This window comes from Atlantibacter sp. (assembly GCF_032062175.1).
Classification (GTDB): Bacteria; Pseudomonadota; Gammaproteobacteria; order Enterobacterales; family Enterobacteriaceae; genus Atlantibacter.
In genome coordinates this window covers 50,384-67,627 of the sequence record NZ_DAMBQK010000006.1, presented here as the reverse complement: position 1 = coordinate 67,627, position 17,244 = coordinate 50,384, and the positions used below count along the sequence as shown (strand labels likewise).

The following is a 17,244-nucleotide window of genomic DNA, read 5'->3' as shown; positions in this document are numbered from 1 at the left end:
CCGCAATGGCTCAATACAGCCCCAACACCTTCCACCACGCCAGGCCAACGCTCATAAAAATGGCCTGGTTCACCAGGCTGACCACAAACCCGGTGCGCCACCACACGCCTGTCGGCACATAGCCTGCGCCGAACAGGATCGGGCCGCGCGCGTGGGTGTACTGGGTTAATGAGCAATACAGACTGCTGCTGAACGCCAGCATAAAGGCCAGCGGGACGATCGGCAGGCCGATATGGCTACCAACGCCCAGGAACACGGCATACAGCGCGGCGATTTGCGCGTTGCCGCTGGCGAAGAAGTAGTGGGTATAGAAATAGGCGGCGTTAAGCAGTAAAAGCACCACCACCCAACTGGTTCCCTGCAACGAGCTTGCCAGGCTTTCGCCAATCACGTTGCCAAACCAACTGGTAAAGCCGAGTTTCTTAAGCTGGTTAGCCATCATCAGCAGGGCCGCAAACCAAATCAGCGTATCCCATGCGCCTTTCTCGCTTTTGACGTCTTCCCAGGATAACACGCCGCTTAACAGCAGCACCGACAGCCCAACAAAAGAGGCGGTAGTGGGGTCAACGCCCAGGGTATCGCCGAAAATCCACAGCACCAACAGCAGCACGATGGTGCCAAGCATCAGCCATTCACCTTTGGCGATCGGCCCCATTTTCTCCAGTTCGCTCATCGCCAGTTTTGGCGCATCGGGCGTGTGCGTGATGGTCGGGCGTACCAGCACATATACCAGCAGCGGCACCACGATCAGCGATACCAGGCAGGGCAGCAGGGCAGCCAAAAACCAGCCGCCCCAGGTGATGGTCACGCCCGCATTGGCCGCCAGTTTCACCGCCAGCAGGTTGCCGGTGTAACCGGTCATAAACAGCGCGGCGGTGACGTCATTGACGTTACCAATGCAGGCAATCAGGAAGGTGCCAATTTTGCTGCGCGACTCATCTTCCGGTCGGGAATCGAAGCTGCGGGAAAGCGCATCGGCAATAGGGTAGATCACGCCGCCGCAGCGCGCGGTGTTGCTGGGCATCGCTGGCGAAAGAATCAAATCGGCACATGCCAGGCCCCACGCCAGCCCAAGCGTGCGTTTACCCAGTAAGCGGATCATCTGGAGCGCAATACGCCGCCCAAGGCCGGTTTTGATAAACCCGCGGGCAATCATAAACGCCACGACGATCAGCCAGATCAGCGAGCTGTTAAGTTCACTCAACGCCGTGGTGATGGCATCGCTGGCTTTTACATCGCCCGCCGCACGGACCAGGGCAAACACAGTAATGCCGATAATCCCTACCGCGCCAATAGGCAGCACGTTCGCCACGATGCAGACGATGGTCGTGACGAAGATAACCGCGCTGTGCCAGGCGGGGAGGGTTAATCCGCTGGGCGGTGTTAATTGCCATAACAGCGCCGCCGGTATCAGAATCAAAATCAGTTTGAGCCAGTTAACGGCTCTTGAAGGAGACGTGCCCACGATGAAATCCTTATCAAAAAATTATTGGAAAAAACGAATCATTCATGTTGCGAATAATTCATTGATAGATAAGGATTTTATCGGTGTGGCGAAAGGGGCTTACTGTTTAAGCGCAGAAATGAGGATTAAAAAATTCTGAAAAAAACCGGCGCCGGGCGCCGGGTTGATAAAGATTATCCGCCGAACTGGTCCGGGTCCGGCCCCAGCCGTTTACCCTGATCGAGTTTAGCGATATCGCCGAGTTCGTCTTTATCAAGACGGAAGTCCCAGACGTCAAAGTTTTCTACGATACGTGAAAGCGTGACCGATTTCGGGATCACCACCAGGCCGGAATCCAGATGCCAGCGGATCACGATTTGTGCCGGAGTTTTGCCATATTTATCCGCCAGCTCGCGGATCACTTTCTGGTCAAATACCCCTTCGCCGCCCTGAGCGAGCGGGCTCCAGGATTCAGTCTGGATCTTGTGCGTGGCGTTCCAGGCATGGAGTTGGCGCTGTTGCAGCAGAGGATGCAACTCGATCTGGTTGATCACCGGCGTGACGCCCGTTTCATCAATCAGCCGTTGCAGGTGGTTAATCTGGAAGTTGCACACCCCGATACTTTTGGCGAGCCCCTGCTTTTGCAGCTCAATCATCCCTTTCCAGGCATCAACAAAGTGATCGATGGCCGGGACCGGCCAGTGCATCAAATAGAGATCGACATGATCGAGCTTAAGCTTCTCAAGACTCTCTTCCAGAGCCTGCTGGGGGCGCTGCTGATCGTCATTCCAGAGTTTAGTGGTGATAAACAATTCATCACGCGGGATGCCCGCGCTTTGAAGAGCTTGCCCCACGCCCTGTTCGTTTTTGTATGCCGCAGCGGTATCAATGGAGCGATACCCCACCTCAAGCGCTTTATGAATGGCGGGAACCACTTCGTCATTCCCTGCCTTCCATACGCCAAGGCCAAGCTGTGGCATAACATTACCGTCCTGAAGCTTAATTACGGTCGGATTTGCCATAAATTCCTCCTTTTGGAATACCCCGCAAGGTGCTGCGGGGTAAGTCGAGTGACTTAATTCTGGACGAAAAAGCCGAAAACGAAAGGTCGGGCGGTAAAAAGCTTAGCGTGCGGCTTCGTAAATTTTACGGCTCACATCCAGGGTAATGTCTTTGTGTTCGCCGAGTTTGGTCATGCCATGTTCTTCCAGTTTCGCCAGCAAACCGGGGATGGAGCTGCCGTCGAGACCGTAGCCGGAAAGGGTGGTCGGCACGCCCATTTGCTCGAAGAAATGGCGGGTTGCGGCGATGGCGGCATCAATACGCGCGTCTTCGCTGCCTTCGGTGATATTCCAGACGCGCTCCGCGTACTGAAGCAGCTTGGCGCGTTTTTCATTGCGCTTGATGTTCAGCAGCGATGGCAGCACTACCGCCAGGGTCTGCGCATGGTCGAGGCCGTGCATCGCAGTCAGTTCGTGGCCCAGCATATGGGTCGCCCAGTCCTGCGGCACGCCTGCGCCGATCAGACCGTTCAGCGCCATGGTCGCTGCCCACATCACATTGGCGCGCACGTCATAGTTTTCCGGTTCTGACAGCGCTTTCGGGCCATCTTCCACCAGCGTCAGCAAAATGCCTTCTGCGAAACGGTCCTGCACTTTGGCGTTAACCGGGTAAGTGATGTACTGCTCAACGGTATGAACGAAGGCATCCACTACGCCGTTCGCTACCTGGCGCGGCGGCAGGGTGTAGGTATAAACCGGATCGAGAACCGCGAAAACCGGCTGTACGAACGGGGAATGGAACGCCTGTTTGTCACCGGTAGTACGGCGGGAAATCACCGCGCCTTTGTTGGATTCAGAACCGGTTGCCGGCAGGGTTAATACCGAGCCCATCGGGATGGCGCGGGTGATTTTGCTACCGGAGGTTTGCAGGATTTCCCACGGGTCGACGCCGTCCGGGTAGTGCGCGGCGGCGGCGATAAATTTAGTGCCATCCAGTACGGAACCGCCGCCGACGGCCAGCAGGAACGTCACATTCTCTTTACGGGCTACTTCAACCGCTTTCATCAGCGTTTCGTAGGACGGGTTCGGCTCAATGCCGCCGAACTCCAGCACGTCCAGGCCTTTCAGTGCGTCATACACCTGGTCCAGCACGCCGGTTTTCTTGACGCTGCCGCCGCCGTAAGTGATCAATACGCGGCTGCCTTCCGGGATTTGCGCCCGCAACTGGGCGATAGAATTTTTACCAAACAGGATTCGGGTAGGGGTATGCAGATCGAAATTATTCATGGGAACTCCCGTTAAGTGGGTGAACAGAGGGCCACAGCGTGGCGATGGGATATATTGTGGGCGCGGCTGTCGGTATGCTCAATGCTCATTTCTGCCGGTGTCTTGCCTGTTTCTCCAGGACGCTGGAGGATCCGCAATTTTTTGCGCACAATGTGAAGCGTGAATAATGGCCACAGCGTAGCGAATCATGAACCGTCAGCAAATCTGCCAGCATCTGGCAAAAAAAGTTAACATCCTGAAAAATAATGAAGATGAAATTAGCGCCTTGCTGCCGGAGATCCGCTTGCTGTACGGCACCCAGCCGCACCCGCGCACGCCGGTAATGTACCAGCCTGGCATCATATTTCTCTTTTCCGGCAATAAGACCGGTTATCTTAACGATAGGGTGTTTCGCTACGATGCGAACGAATACCTGCTACTGACCGTGCCGCTGCCGTTTGAATGCGAAACCTTCGCCACGCCGGAAACGCCGCTGGCGGGCATCCGCATCAACGTGGATGTGCAACAACTGCAAACCCTGCTGATGGATATCGGCGAAGACGACGCGTTTCGCCCGGCGCAGTGCGCCAGCGGCATCAACTCCGCCGTGCTGTCTGATGAGATCCTCTGCGCCATTGAGCGGCTGATTGACGTACTGGATAAGCCGCTGGACGCGCGGATCCTCGGCAAATCAATTATTCGCGAGATCCTGTACCACGTACTGATGGGGCCGCGCGGCGGGGCGCTGCTGGCGCTGGTCAGCCGCCAGACGCATTTCAGCCTGATAAGCCGCGTGTTGAAACGCATTGAAAACCAGTACACCGAAAACCTGACCGTGGACCAGCTGGCGCTGGACGCCAATATGAGCGTGTCGGCGTTTCACCATAACTTCAAATCGGTGACCAGCACATCGCCGTTGCAGTACATCAAAACCTTCCGCCTGCATAAGGCCAGAATGTTGATTGTTCATGACGGGATGAAAGCCAGCGCGGCGGCGATGCGTGTCGGTTATGAGAGCGCATCGCAGTTTAGCCGGGAGTTTAAACGCTATTTCGGCGTGACGCCGGGAGAGGACGCGGCGCGGATGCGCACCTTGCAGGGAATGTAGTCACCCCGCCTTGCAGCGAGGTGACGTATCAGGCGAATTTCTTCTTCAGCACTACCGTCAGCGCGCCGATAAAGCCCGCCACCAGCAGCACGATAGGCAGCACCATCAGGAAAGTCATCACCTGGTCTTCATGGCGCTTCACGAACGGGATCATGCTGAGCGCATAGCCGAAGCTGGTCACCACACCGACCCACAAAAACGCGCTGAGCCAGTTAAAGAACTGGAAGCGGCGGTTAGACAGGCCGGAAATGCCCGCCATGGTCGGCAGCAGGGTGCGGATAAACGCGAGGAAGCGCCCCGCCAGCAGCGCCAGCAGGCCGTGCTGATCGAACATGCAGGTGGCGCGCTGGTGATATTTTTGCGGCAACTGCTTCAGCCAGCCTTTTACCGTTCGGGTATTGCCGAGCCAGCGGCCCTGCACGTAGCTCAGCCAACAGCCGAGGCTGGCTGCGGACGTCAAAATCACCATCGTCGGGACAAAATCCATCACGCCTTTCGCCACCAGCGCCCCTGCCAGCAGTAATAAACTATCGCCGGGTAAAAATGAGGCGGGTAACAGCCCATTTTCCAGAAACAGCGTGGCGAACATCACGCCGTAAACAATGCCGACCACATGCGGATCTGCCAGCGCGGCGAAATCATGCTGCCAGAGCGCGGAAACAATATTCTGAATAACAACCATGGGTAATCCTGACGAACAGCGTGTATAGGGTTATTGTAATCGCAAAACGCCCCGAGCGGTTTGATCCGGGGCCCAATAAATACAGACTATTCTGTCCTTATCGCTGTCCAGCGCTGGCAACTTCAGGCTATGCGCCCGAAACCGGCTTCCAGATCGGCAATCAAATCTTCGACATTCTCAAGGCCGATATGAACGCGAACCAGCGTACCGTCGAAATCGACACGGCTGTCCGGGCGGATGGCGGCGATCTCTTCAGGTTGGTTGGCAAGAATAAGCGATTCGAAGCCGCCCCAGGAATAGGCCATCCCGAAATAATTAAAATTATCGAGATACGCCGCAAACTCAGTCTCGTTAAGGCGTTTTTTCAGGATAAAAGAGAATAAACCGCTGCTGCCGAGAAAATCGCGTTTCCAGAACTCATGGCCTTTACTGCCGGGCAATGCCGGGTGATTCACGCGCGCCACCTGCGGATGCGCCGCCAGCCATTCAGCGACTTTTAAGCTGCTTTCATGGTGCTGACGCAAACGTACCGCCAGGGTACGCAAACCACGGCTGGTCATATAAGCGGTATCGGCATCCAGCATCTGGCCCATCAAATAGGCGTTTTCGCGCAGTTGCGCCCAGCAGCGTTCATTGGCGACCGCCGTGCCCACCATGCCGTCAGAATGGCCGATCAGGTATTTGGTGCCCGCCTGAATAGAAATATCAATGCCGAAATCCAGCGCTTTAAACAGCACGCCCGCCGCCCAGGTGTTGTCGATCATAATGATCGCCTCAGGCGCGACGCGGCGTACCGCAGCGACAATCGCCGGAACATCGTGCACTTCCATGGTGATAGAACCGGGTGACTCCAGAAACACGACTTTGGTGTTCGACTGGATATGCTCTGCGATACCCGCGCCGATCAGCGGGTCGAACCAACTGGTGGTCACGCCAAGTTTGGCGAGAATTTTGGTACAGAAATCCTGCGTCGGTTCATAGGCGGAGTGGGTCACCAGCACATGATCGCCTTGTTCGACAAACGCCAGAATGGTATTCGCCACCGCCGCTGCGCCGCAGGGGAACAGGGCACAACCCGCGCCGCCTTCCAGTTCGCACATCGCTTCCTGAAGCGAGAAGTGGGTTAGCGTGCCACGCCGCCCGTAAAACAGCTCGCCGGACGCACGCCCGGCAGTCGCCGCTTTTTTGGCAGCCACGCTGTCAAACACCAGTGATGACGCGCGTTGGATCACGCTATTCACTGAGCCCTGGGTATAACGTTTGCTGCGTCCGGCATTCACCAGCGCGGTTTCGATGTGCGGTTTTGTCATCTCGGCGAAATCCTGTTTATACGTCTGGATGTCCATACGTTACCACGGTTAAGGGTCAGGTCTTCTTCAACGAAGGTTAAAAAGTTAAAAAATAGTCGGCTGACTCGATTTACTGCGTAAGCGCAAGGAAAATTGCGGCTTTTTCCGACACTATGCAAATACTAATGAGAACTACTATCAATTCGGCGATGTTTTGATATTATTAGCGACAGTTTTGTGATTTTTGTCCTGGAGATACAGAGTGGGTAATGAGTTGATGCAGACGGATCTCTCCGTCTGGGGTATGTATCAGCACGCTGATATCGTGGTGAAGATGGTGATGATTGGCCTGATTCTGGCCTCCATCGTGACCTGGGCGATTTTCTTTAGCAAAAGCGCTGAACTGCTGAGCCAGAAGCGCCGTCTTAAGCGCGAGCAGCAGCTGTTGGCTAAAGCCCGTTCCCTGAACGACGCCAGCGAAATTTCCGCCTCCTTCCACGGCAAAAGTCTCAGCACCGCGTTGATTAACGAAGCCCAGGATGAGCTTGAGCTCTCCGAAGGCAGCGAGGACAACGAAGGGATTAAAGAGCGTACCGGTTTCCGCCTTGAGCGCCGTGTTGCGGCGATTGGCCGCCATATGGGCCGCGGCAACGGTTATCTCGCCACTATCGGCGCGATCTCCCCGTTCGTGGGCCTGTTCGGCACCGTGTGGGGCATCATGAACAGCTTTATCGGTATCGCCCAGACCCAAACCACTAACCTCGCGGTTGTCGCGCCAGGCATCGCAGAAGCGCTGCTGGCGACGGCGATTGGCCTGGTGGCGGCGATCCCGGCGGTCGTTATTTACAACATTTTTGCGCGGATGATCGGCAGCTATAAAGCGACGCTGGGCGATGTCGCTGCGCAGGTTCTGTTGCTGCAAAGCCGCGATCTGGATTTGAATGCTTCTTCTGCGCGCCCGGTGCGTACCGCTCAGAAATTACGTGTAGGTTAATGCCCTATGGCAATGCGTCTTAACGAGAATCTCGACGACAACGGCGAAATGCATGAAATCAACGTGACGCCGTTTATCGACGTGATGTTGGTTCTGCTGATTATCTTTATGGTGGCCGCGCCGCTGGCGACGGTTGACGTCAAAGTGAACTTGCCGGCCTCTACCAGCCAGCCGCAGCCGCGCCCGGAAAAACCGATTTACGTATCGGTGAAAGCGGACAAATCGATGTTCCTCGGTAATGAGCCGATTACTGAGGAAACGATGATCGCGCAGCTGGACACGCTGACGGAAGGCAAGAAAGACACCACGGTGTTCTTCCGCGCGGACAAAACCGTTGATTACGAAACCATGATGAACGTGATGGATACCCTGCATCAGGCGGGCTATCTGAAGATTGGTTTAGTCGGCCAGGAAACCGCGAAAGCGAAGTAATTTCCGGGCGTTAAAAAAGGCGTGGTGAAGACCACGCCTTTTTTGTTGCCTGGATTTAGCCTAAATGCTCGCCCCCGGTCACGCCATGCACTTCCGCCGTGACATAGCTCGATTCCTGGCTCGCCAGATAAACATAAATTGGTGCCAGTTCGGCAGGTTGGCCTGCGCGTTTCATCGGCGTTTGTTTACCGAATTCCGGCAGTTTTTCCTGCGGCTGCCCGCCGCAAATCTGTAACGCCGTCCAGATGGGACCTGGCGCCACGCAATTCACGCGGATCCCTTTCTCGGCAATTTGCTTCGCCAGACCGCGCGTGAAGTTGAGTATTGCGGCCTTGGTAGAAGCATAGTCCAGCAAATGCGGGCTCGGCTGATACGCCTGAATCGACGACGTTGTGATAATGCTGGCACCGGGTTTCAGGTGCGGTAGCGCCTGCTGGGTGATCCAGAACAGCGCGAACACGTTGACCGCATAGGTTTTAGTGAACTGTTCACTGGTGATCTCCGCGATATCCTGCACGGCGACCTGTTTACCGGCCACCAGCGCCAGAATATCCAGCCCGCCGAGTTCCTGCACCGCCTGGTCCACCAGGCTGCGGGCAAATTGCTCATCGCTCAAATCCCCGGGGATCAGCACGGCTTTACGCCCGGCTTCTTCGATAAGCTTTTTCACCGCTTCGGCATCTTCCTGCTCAGCAGGCAGATAGTTCAATACCACATCAGCGCCTTCACGCGCGTAAGCGATGGCCGCCGCGCGCCCGATGCCCGAGTCGCCGCCGGTAACCAGCGCTTTACGATCCTTAAGGCGGCCCGAACCGACATAGCTTTGCTCGCCGCAGTCGGGGACCGGATCCATCTTCGCCTGGATACCCGGAACAGGCTGCAACTGCTTCGGGTATTCTCCGGTGTAGTACTGGGTGGTTGGGTCCTGAACCTGGGATTGATCGTTAGCCATAAGGGATCTCCATCAGTTAAAAATTCCCTTTAAGGATAGTGCCCGGGCGTGAGTTTTCAGGCGGATTCAGGATATTCCTGAATAAAAATCCTTTCTAATGCGCTTTTTACGGCTTCGTTTGAAAGCCATGCGCGAAGCGCTTATGGTTAAAATTCAGTGGATTATCTTGATATAAGAAACGGGCGGGCCGGTTAGCTGTCGGCGGGAGGAGGAGAGACTGTCGTGTCGGGGTTGGCAGGCGTGAGCGTTTCAGGAGGCAGTGTCGCCACGGTTATCGTTTTGTACTGTTTCTCAGCCAGCTTGCGGCTCATCAGCAGCGTGGCGGCTTCTTGCGCTTTTACCTGCTGGTACTGGGCTTCTATCTGCGCTTCCAGCTCGTTTTTCAGCGTTGGATTTTTAGTCATTATGGCGCAAAGCACGGCCCCGTAGATCTCTTCTTTAACCTTAAGCGCGTAAATTTCCCGGCGGTTTTGCCACTTCAACTGCACCAGCGCAGCGGGAATAGCCACTTCCTGGGTGTAATACGCAATATCGTCATTGCGAATATCAATCAACGCCTGTCTGTTCTGACTTAATATAAATTTTTGTTCTTCCTGCTTATCCAAAGTAAAATATTTTTCGGTTTCCTGTTTTTCCATTGTTTATTTATCTCCTAATTGATAAAAAACAGGCTCCGTTGATTCGCGGGTAATAAGATTAAGCCAAATTTTTTTACCCTGATCGTTTATCAACGTTGTTTGCTCATGAATTAATTGGCTGATCTCTTCGGGGCTTATTTTCTGTTGTTCGAGAAGCGTATTAAGCACTTGCGCATAACTATCAATTTTAACCGCACAGAACAGGCGCTCTTTTATGTGGCGGTCGCGCTCCTCAAGTAAAGCATGACTCCGTTGCCCCGCCAGTGAAGTCCGGCTTAAAATATCTTTCTCATGCTCTCTGATATCGGGTATTCCTTGAGTGAAATTTTCATCTGCGCTGTCGGGCTGCGGTGGGTTAGCAGGCGTAGAAATAACGTAACGCGCCGCCACGAGATAATCGGGCAACATGATATAATTTCCTTATACTTCAGTTTGTTACGGTTATGGCTTTGATGTATTGCGTTGACGATACCATGTGCTAATTTTAAAATCAAAAAAATGGGTTCGGTGCATGAACACAGTTGTTTATTTAATTCTTACCGTATTACTGCTGATGGTCGGCATATTGATATTAATGCGCCAGGACGGTGACAATAAATCGCCAGTGGTTGAACCTGATGCGCGCGGGCCCGCCACCAAAGAGCAGGGCGAAGATCATTTTTCCGCGCTGCTTAACTCCATTACGCCGGTGTGGTATTGGCGCGTAAATCATGAATACATGGACTTTATCAATGCCACCGTAAAGCGGATGCGTTTTGACGAACTGAACGCCACGCCGGGTTTATTTGAGGCGCAACGGCGCTGTAGCGATCTCAATTCCGCCGTTTATAAATATTACGAGAATATAAAAAAACGCTGCCTTAACGGGGAATTAGTGCTGCTGTCTGACATTGAAGTGCTCAATATGCGCCACTGTTTCCATGAGTTCAGCCTGGAGGCCTATCCGGCGCTGGTGGCGCTGGTCTGGCCGGAGTTTGCGCGCCCGGAAATCGACCCTGCCGATGTTTAACAACTTGCTTGCAATCAGCATCTGGCTGTTGCAAGCGGTTAACATTTCTGCGTTATACTGATTTCCCTTTCGTCATTTTGCAGGACCTTATGGAACGCTTTTTTGAGAACGCCATGTATGCCTCTCGCTGGCTGCTGGCGCCCGTCTACTTTGGTTTGTCTTTGGGGCTGCTGGCCCTGACGTTAAAATTTTTCCAGGAGATGTACCACGTTCTTCCGAACATTTATCAGATAGCAGAAGCCGATCTGATCCTGGTGCTGCTGTCGCTGGTGGATATGACGCTGGTCGGCGGTTTACTGGTAATGGTGATGTTTTCCGGCTACGAAAATTTTGTTTCTCAGCTCGATATCGACGAGCATAAAGAGAAGCTCAACTGGCTGGGGAAAATGGATGCCAGCTCGCTGAAAAACAAAGTCGCCGCGTCGATTGTCGCTATCTCGTCTATCCACCTGCTGCGGGTGTTTATGGATGCGCGTAACGTGCCGGATAATAAGCTCATGTGGTACGTGATCATCCATCTGACGTTTGTTCTCTCCGCGTTTGTGATGGGGTATCTCGATAAGCTTACCCGCCACGACCACAAATAATCCTTCGCCACGGCCAGCCCGTGGCGAAATTCTGTGCAAACCCGCCGTGTTGTGCTTCGCTTAAATGACGTTTGTCTGCGACACGCCGGAGCCCGTTATGACGCGTTTAACCGCCAAAGACTTCCCACAGCAACTGCTCGACTACTACGACTATTACGCCCACGGCAAAATCACCAAACGCGAATTCCTGCACCTGGCGGCTAAATACACCGTCGGCGGAATGACCGCGCTGGCGCTGTTCGATCTGCTCAAACCCAACTATGCGCTGGCGGAACAGGTACTGTTTACCGACCCGGATATCCTGCCGGAGTACATCACCTATCCTTCGCCAAACGGCCACGGCGAAGTGCGCGGCTATCTGGTCAAACCCGCGAAAGCCACCGGCAAAGTGCCTGCTGTGGTAGTGGTGCATGAGAATCGTGGCTTAAACCCCTATATTGAAGACGTGGCGCGGCGGGTAGCGAAAGCCGGGTATATCGCGCTGGCGCCGGACGGGTTGAGTTCTGTCGGCGGCTATCCAGGTAATGATGATGAAGGGCGCGAACTTCAGCAAAAGGTTGACCCGACAAAGCTAATGAATGATTTCTTCGCTGCCATTGAGTTTTTAATGCATCACAAAGACGCCACCGGCAAAGTGGGTATGACGGGCTTCTGTTACGGCGGCGGGGTATCTAACGCGGCGGCGGTCGCGTACCCGGAGCTGGCGGCCGCAGTGCCGTTTTATGGCCGCCAGCCGCCTGCGGAAGACGCAATAAAAGTGAACGCGCCGTTGCTGCTGCATTTTGCGGAACTGGATACGCGCATTAACGAGGGCTGGCCAGCCTGGGAAGCCGCGCTTAAAAAAGCCGGGAAAACCTACGAGGCGCATATCTATCCCGGCGTGAACCACGGCTTTCATAACGATTCCACTCCCCGCTATGACAAAGCCGCCGCCGAACTTGCCTGGCAGCGCACGCTGGCGTGGTTTGAAAAATACCTGCACTAATTGGTACCGGGCATCCGGAAGTCATTATCCGGGTGCCAAATCGCCAGTCTCATCACAATTTACTGCCTGCGAATTTGCACCTGGGGTTAGGGATAATTAATCTGCCAGGGCAAAGGGACTTTTATTAAATTCATCTGTTCGCCGTAAAAAAACGCTATTCATAAAGAGGTAGAAAATATATTCGCTCATTAAAGATATAGTAATTACAACATACTTAATTTTCTAATTTGTGGAAGCTTTTTTTAATTACAATGGGTTAGGTGGTTTTTCCTGATGCAGTGACCCGGCGGGCTCTGTTGTTCTCAAGAATTGTTTTACTTTGCCGTTAATCATGTATAAGGGACGGGTGATATTAAAACCGTCAATGGATAAGAATATATTTTGTATTCAAGCGCAAAACACCCGTGCTCCTGTTTTTAAAGTAAATTGCGATGCGGAATGGCTGCATCTCATCCTTAATATTGTCAGGTAAGGACAAGGAAATAATGAAGAAAGTTGCACTTGCTGCTGCTATTTCGTTGGCGCTGGGGCTCTCCAGCCTGCAAGCAAACGCTTTAGAAAGCCATCTGGTTTATAACCCTCAGGGCGTCGCGGTCTTTGAAGCGCGTTTCTTTGATACCACTGACGGGCCGTTCATGCCGGGCGACGACGACGACGAGGATAATGTGGATGAGAACGGTAATGTTTTACCGATGGTCTCCACCTGGAACATGAATTCGCTGCAAAAAGCGAAAATCCTTAATGCGCTCGACTACTGGGCCGCAATAATCACCCCGCAGGCTGGACAGCCACCCGCCATCGTCAATGTAGGAACCTTTGAGAGGGTGAATGCCGCTGGAGTGAGCGAAATGGTCTCGGAGACAACACCGTTAAGCCTGACAAAACTTCAGGCATTATTAACCGGGCAGCCCACCGGTGAAATGGTCTATGGCTCCCACGCCCAGTTCGTTCTGGGGAAAATGGCTTTTGATAATCTGCCGTATGTGCCTTCCCAGTTGCCCCGCTCATCTGACGTCGATCTGACCGGCATCGCCCTTCATGAACTGGCCCATGGTCTCGGTATTGACAGCAAAACTGACGACGCAGGCGAAGATTCTTACCAGCCTTATTTCCTTGATTCGTTTGGCACCTGGTCCGAGCATCTGCGTGACGACAACGGGAACCCGGCCCGGCCGGGACAGATAATACTGTGTACAGGATGTGATAACGAATACGCTGCTGATGCTTTTGATGTGCGTCTCGATCAGGGTTACTTCACCGGCGACCACGTGAACGAGGTGCTGGCTGGCGCGATGCGCGGCCTGCCGGTCAAAACGCTGGGTGTGGATGGCTCTGTTGATGACGACTACATGAGCCACTCAGAACTCAAAAACAGCCTGATGAGCCACCAGGACTACCGCAACTACACCACCTTTATGGAAGCGGAACTGGCGATGCTTCAGGACATGGGATACCCGATCGATCGCCGCAATTTCTTTGGTTTCTCGGTGTATGGCGACGGACAGACGCTGGTGAACCAGAACGGTTACTCGCTGCGCAATGCCGAAGGTACCGGCTACATTGCAGGCGCTTATAACACCGCACCGTTAGGGCTGGGCCTGCATATCTACGGCAGCAATAACCAGATTTCCCAGGCAGCAGACCTGCTGACGGCGGGCGCAGGCGGCGCGGGGGTACGTGTGGATGGTGAAGGCAACACCCTGACGGTATTGCCGGGCACCCGTATTTATGCCGATGGTCTGAACGGCCAGGGCGTGATGTTTACCTACGGGAAAGACCATAATTTTATCCAGCGTGGCGATATTCAGGCGCTGGGCGAAAACGGCGTCGCCGCCCGGTTTGACTTCGGCAATAACCTGCTTGGCAATATTGCCGAATACCGGGGCTCTTATATCCGCACAGTCCAGATAAATTACGATGATGGTACTTCTGAGATCGTTGATGAACCGCTCCCGGAACTCGAAGGCGCGCTGGTAGACAACGTTGACATCACCGGGCGTCTCGCCGGTAATCTGGCGGCGATATCTATCTCCCCCAACGCGCTGGTCAACAACATCAATGTCATGAACGGCGCGCAGCTACAGGGCGATATTCTCTCGGGATACGACCAGCAGGACGACGACGGCAATCAGCGCCTGACGCAATTGACCTTCGGCCTGTTAGCTGACGATCGGGGCCGTGCCACCGACCAGGCCGATGACAATTTCCAGATGCGTTACGATGACGACATCTCGGGCATCAACAACCTGGCGTTAAACGCGGCGGGCGGCATCACGTCGCTTAACGGCAACTACAGCGTCTACAGCGTAGACGTGTTTGAGGACGCCACCTTAGCCGGTAACGGCCAGTACACCCTGAATACCGACGGAGTGTTTAATAACGACGGTATCGTCTCGCCGGGTAACTCCATCGGGCAAATCGTCATCAACGGCGATTTCCAGCAGGGGCCAACCGGACAATTGCTGATGGAAGTGGACGGTGCAGGCAATCACGATACGTTAATCGTGAACGGTAATGCCGCGCTGGACGGGCAATTGACCCTGGCACCACAGCCGGACTGGTATGCCGCCGACTGGCAGCTCAGTTCGACACAACTGCTGCAATCCGCCTCTTACAGCGGGGACTTCAGCGATGTGAACAGCCTGCTGTTCTCGCCAACCCTGGCGCTGGAAGCCACGCCACAGGGCGACGGCGTTTACCAACTGGCTATCCGCCGCGCGGACAACGCTTATAGCCAGTACGGACAGGATGATAACGCCCGCCGCGTCGGTGATGCCCTGGGGCAAATCGTGACGAATGCAGGCACCGGTATGCAGCCGATGTTCACCGCGCTGGACTTCTCCTCTGAAGACGGCAGCGATATCACCAGGGCGTTAAGCCAGCTATCTCCGGCTGGCTACAGCGCCATGTTCGCCAGCTCGCTGAAACGCGAACACCAGATTGCCGATATGATTGGCGCGCGCCAGTTCGCGACGGCTCCGTCGCACCTGGCGGAAGATGAATGGCGCAGCTTCGCCGTACCGTTTGGCGGCGGCGCGTGGCAGAACCGTCAGGATAACCATGTCGGTTATGACGCCACCAGTTACGGCATTCTGTTCGGCGCAGAGAAGCAAAGCGCGGCGGCACCGAACTGGATTGTGGGTTTCCACGGTGCGGTGAGCGGCCAGACGGTAAAAGTGAAAGCGCCTGAAAACGGCACCGGCAAAACCACAGCGTTTGATGTGGGGATGCAGGCGCGCTACGCCGTCGATCCGCAGGCGGGCGTCTGGCTGTTCGGTAATGGCCGCGTGGGCGTGGAAGACGGGAAAATGGATCGCAGCGTCAGCTTCCTGGATTACTCGTCGCGCAACCACGCTGACTGGACCGGCTATAACGGTTCACTGGCGGCAGGCGGCGGTTACAACTGGGCACTTAGCGATACGCTGTCTGCCGGTCCGCTGGCGGCGCTGAACTACACCGTGCTGTCCCGTGAAGGCTTCACCGAAAGCGGCAGCGAAGGCAGCCGTATCCATCTGGATTCGAAAACCTTCCATTCGCTGCAATCGCGTATCGGGGTAGGGGCGAACTGGGATATGCCGCTGTCGGCGGGAAGCGCGGTAAAAGCCAACCTGCAACTGACCTGGGATCATGAGCTGCTGGATACCGACCTGGTGCAGGATGCCAGCTTCGCAGGCTACCAAAGCGTCGGCTTCACCACCAAAAATCAGGTGGTCGGGCGTGATGGTATGGGTGTTCAGGCGGGCATGAGCTATGCGATCAATAAAGACGTCGAGATCGGCGCCAGCGTCAACAGCGACCTGTTCCGTACCGGCTATGACTCAGTAGCTGGAAACCTGTCAGCGACCTGGCGTTTCTGATCGATAACTGAGTGAGTAAGGCGCCTGCCGGACGCAGGCGCCTTTTTTACTTACTTGCCTTCCAGCGCGTCGAAATCCGATGCGTCATGGCGTTCCGGCAATTGCTCCGACGCATCGCCCCAGGTGCGGTTGACCTTACGGCCCCGCTGTACCGCCGGGCGGGCATTCACTTCCTGCACCCAGCGCTGGAAGTTTTTATACGAAGCGACATCGAGGAATTCCGCCGCGTCATACATGCCGCCCAGCCCCAGCGCGCCGTACCATGGCCAGATGGCGATATCGGCGATGGTGTATTCATCCCCCGCGATATAGCGATGGTCGGCCAACTGGCGATCCAGCACATCAAGCTGACGCTTGGTTTCCATGGCGAAACGGTTGATGGCGTATTCGATTTTCTCCGGCGCGTAATGAAAGAAGTGCCCGAAGCCGCCGCCGAGATACGGGGCAGAGCCTTGCAGCCAGAACAGCCAGTTCAGGGTTTCGGTGCGCCCGGCGTGGTCTTTCGGCAGGAAATGGCCGAATTTCTCTGCCAGGTAAAGCAGGATTGCGCCGGATTCAAACACGCGCACCGGCGGGTTAACGCTGTGATCCATCAGCGCGGGGATTTTTGAGTTCGGGTTGACGTCCACGAAGCCGCTGGAGAACTGGTCGCCTTCGCCGATGCGGATCAGGTGTGCGTCATACTCCGCGCCGCTTTCGCCCAGCGCCAACAGCTCTTCCAGCAGGATAGTGACCTTCTGGCCGTTGGGCGTGCCCAGCGAATAAAGCTGAAGCGGATGTTTACCAACCGGAAGGGTACGTTCGTGAGTCGGGCCAGCGATGGGGCGATTGATGCTGCCCCAGGTACCGCCTTGTTTTTGCCAGGTCCAGACTTTTGGGGGTTGCCAGGATTGCTCGGACATCGTTTTCTCCGCCTTTACTCTGAAATGTTTAGCGAAGATAGCCGACCTGGCGGCCAATGTGTAGCAAGCCGTGCGCTTAAACGGCGGGAGTATGATAC

16 protein-coding genes are annotated in these 17,244 nt (G+C 54.9%); 7 read left to right on the top strand and 9 right to left on the bottom strand.

The window, feature by feature from the left end; all coding sequences use genetic code 11:
- Positions 1-10 precede the first annotated feature (10 nt).
- From RT120_RS08045 to yqhD, 3 genes are all read right to left on the bottom strand, one after another.
- Positions 11-1,468 (bottom strand): DASS family sodium-coupled anion symporter, encoded by a 1,458-nt coding sequence (locus RT120_RS08045; protein ID WP_409515034.1) that lies wholly within the window; start codon positions 1,466-1,468, stop codon positions 11-13.
- 170 nt (positions 1,469-1,638) lie between these two features.
- Positions 1,639-2,466 carry a 2,5-didehydrogluconate reductase DkgA gene (gene dkgA, locus RT120_RS08040; protein ID WP_312981645.1) on the bottom strand — a complete coding sequence of 276 codons (828 nt, stop codon included), beginning with the start codon at positions 2,464-2,466 and terminating at the stop codon, positions 1,639-1,641.
- Between the two features lie 102 nt (positions 2,467-2,568).
- Positions 2,569-3,732: an alcohol dehydrogenase gene (gene yqhD, locus RT120_RS08035; protein WP_312981643.1), complete on the bottom strand. Its 1,164-nt coding sequence runs from the start codon at positions 3,730-3,732 to the stop codon at positions 2,569-2,571.
- Between the two features lie 187 nt (positions 3,733-3,919).
- Between yqhD and RT120_RS08030 the strand changes: the two genes are divergently transcribed.
- Positions 3,920-4,819, top strand: a complete 900-nt coding sequence (locus RT120_RS08030; protein ID WP_312981642.1) for an AraC family transcriptional regulator — start codon at positions 3,920-3,922, stop codon at positions 4,817-4,819.
- 28 nt (positions 4,820-4,847) lie between these two features.
- On the opposite strand, the gene RT120_RS08025 is transcribed toward RT120_RS08030, so the two are convergent.
- Entirely contained in the window at positions 4,848-5,501 is a 654-nt protein-coding gene (locus tag RT120_RS08025; protein WP_312981641.1) for a DedA family protein, read from the bottom strand.
- 122 nt (positions 5,502-5,623) lie between these two features.
- Positions 5,624-6,811 (bottom strand): cystathionine beta-lyase, encoded by a 1,188-nt coding sequence (gene metC / locus RT120_RS08020; RefSeq protein WP_312981640.1) that lies wholly within the window; start codon positions 6,809-6,811, stop codon positions 5,624-5,626.
- A gap of 241 nt (positions 6,812-7,052) precedes the next feature.
- Here metC and exbB point away from each other — a divergent pair, with 241 nt between their 5' ends.
- Both exbB and exbD read left to right on the top strand, forming a co-directional pair.
- Positions 7,053-7,784 carry a tol-pal system-associated acyl-CoA thioesterase gene (gene exbB / locus RT120_RS08015; protein WP_312981638.1) on the top strand — a complete coding sequence of 244 codons (732 nt, stop codon included), beginning with the start codon at positions 7,053-7,055 and terminating at the stop codon, positions 7,782-7,784.
- Positions 7,785-7,790: 6 nt separating this feature from the next.
- A complete protein-coding gene (exbD, locus tag RT120_RS08010; RefSeq protein WP_312981636.1) occupies positions 7,791-8,216 on the top strand; it encodes a TonB system transport protein ExbD in 426 nt (141 codons plus the stop codon).
- A 55-nt stretch (positions 8,217-8,271) separates the two neighbouring features.
- Here exbD and RT120_RS08005 read toward each other — a convergent pair whose 3' ends face one another.
- The 3 genes from RT120_RS08005 to RT120_RS07995 form a co-directional block, all read right to left on the bottom strand.
- Positions 8,272-9,168: an SDR family oxidoreductase gene (locus RT120_RS08005; RefSeq protein ID WP_312981634.1), complete on the bottom strand. Its 897-nt coding sequence runs from the start codon at positions 9,166-9,168 to the stop codon at positions 8,272-8,274.
- Between the two features lie 191 nt (positions 9,169-9,359).
- Positions 9,360-9,806 carry a cytoplasmic protein gene (locus tag RT120_RS08000; protein ID WP_312981633.1) on the bottom strand — a complete coding sequence of 149 codons (447 nt, stop codon included), beginning with the start codon at positions 9,804-9,806 and terminating at the stop codon, positions 9,360-9,362.
- Positions 9,807-9,809: 3 nt separating this feature from the next.
- The gene (locus RT120_RS07995) at positions 9,810-10,214 is read right to left on the bottom strand and encodes a hypothetical protein (RefSeq protein WP_312981631.1); all 405 of its coding nucleotides are present in this window, start codon (positions 10,212-10,214) and stop codon (positions 9,810-9,812) included.
- A gap of 103 nt (positions 10,215-10,317) precedes the next feature.
- Between RT120_RS07995 and RT120_RS07990 the strand changes: the two genes are divergently transcribed.
- The 4 genes from RT120_RS07990 (at position 10,318) to RT120_RS07975 (ending at position 16,244) form a co-directional block, all read left to right on the top strand.
- Positions 10,318-10,815 carry an ESA_00282 family adhesion-associated protein gene (locus RT120_RS07990; protein WP_312981629.1) on the top strand — a complete coding sequence of 166 codons (498 nt, stop codon included), beginning with the start codon at positions 10,318-10,320 and terminating at the stop codon, positions 10,813-10,815.
- An 89-nt stretch (positions 10,816-10,904) separates the two neighbouring features.
- Positions 10,905-11,402 (top strand): TIGR00645 family protein, encoded by a 498-nt coding sequence (locus tag RT120_RS07985; protein WP_312981627.1) that lies wholly within the window; start codon positions 10,905-10,907, stop codon positions 11,400-11,402.
- 97 nt (positions 11,403-11,499) lie between these two features.
- A complete protein-coding gene (gene yghX / locus RT120_RS07980) occupies positions 11,500-12,387 on the top strand; it encodes a YghX family hydrolase (protein WP_312981622.1) in 888 nt (295 codons plus the stop codon).
- Between the two features lie 485 nt (positions 12,388-12,872).
- The gene (locus RT120_RS07975) at positions 12,873-16,244 is read left to right on the top strand and encodes an autotransporter domain-containing protein (RefSeq protein ID WP_312981620.1); all 3,372 of its coding nucleotides are present in this window, start codon (positions 12,873-12,875) and stop codon (positions 16,242-16,244) included.
- Positions 16,245-16,294: 50 nt separating this feature from the next.
- On the opposite strand, the gene yghU is transcribed toward RT120_RS07975, so the two are convergent.
- A complete protein-coding gene (gene yghU / locus RT120_RS07970; protein WP_312981619.1) occupies positions 16,295-17,146 on the bottom strand; it encodes a glutathione-dependent disulfide-bond oxidoreductase in 852 nt (283 codons plus the stop codon).
- Positions 17,147-17,244: the final 98 nt, after the last annotated feature.

Excerpts from the sequence above, each read along its gene's own strand:
- dkgA (WP_312981645.1), bottom strand. The coding sequence starts at position 2,466 with ATGGCAAATCCGACCGTAATTAAGCTTCAGGACGGTAATGTTATGCCA.
- yqhD (WP_312981643.1), bottom strand. The coding sequence starts at position 3,732 with ATGAATAATTTCGATCTGCATACCCCTACCCGAATCCTGTTTGGTAAA.
- RT120_RS08030 (WP_312981642.1), top strand. The coding sequence starts at position 3,920 with ATGAACCGTCAGCAAATCTGCCAGCATCTGGCAAAAAAAGTTAACATC.
- RT120_RS08025 (WP_312981641.1), bottom strand. The coding sequence starts at position 5,501 with ATGGTTGTTATTCAGAATATTGTTTCCGCGCTCTGGCAGCATGATTTC.
- metC (WP_312981640.1), bottom strand. The coding sequence starts at position 6,811 with ATGACAAAACCGCACATCGAAACCGCGCTGGTGAATGCCGGACGCAGC.
- exbD (WP_312981636.1), top strand. The coding sequence starts at position 7,791 with ATGGCAATGCGTCTTAACGAGAATCTCGACGACAACGGCGAAATGCAT.
- RT120_RS08005 (WP_312981634.1), bottom strand. The coding sequence starts at position 9,168 with ATGGCTAACGATCAATCCCAGGTTCAGGACCCAACCACCCAGTACTAC.
- RT120_RS08000 (WP_312981633.1), bottom strand. The coding sequence starts at position 9,806 with ATGGAAAAACAGGAAACCGAAAAATATTTTACTTTGGATAAGCAGGAA.
- RT120_RS07995 (WP_312981631.1), bottom strand. The coding sequence starts at position 10,214 with ATGTTGCCCGATTATCTCGTGGCGGCGCGTTACGTTATTTCTACGCCT.
- RT120_RS07990 (WP_312981629.1), top strand. The coding sequence starts at position 10,318 with ATGAACACAGTTGTTTATTTAATTCTTACCGTATTACTGCTGATGGTC.
- RT120_RS07985 (WP_312981627.1), top strand. The coding sequence starts at position 10,905 with ATGGAACGCTTTTTTGAGAACGCCATGTATGCCTCTCGCTGGCTGCTG.
- yghX (WP_312981622.1), top strand. The coding sequence starts at position 11,500 with ATGACGCGTTTAACCGCCAAAGACTTCCCACAGCAACTGCTCGACTAC.
- RT120_RS07975 (WP_312981620.1), top strand. The coding sequence starts at position 12,873 with ATGAAGAAAGTTGCACTTGCTGCTGCTATTTCGTTGGCGCTGGGGCTC.
- yghU (WP_312981619.1), bottom strand. The coding sequence starts at position 17,146 with ATGTCCGAGCAATCCTGGCAACCCCCAAAAGTCTGGACCTGGCAAAAA.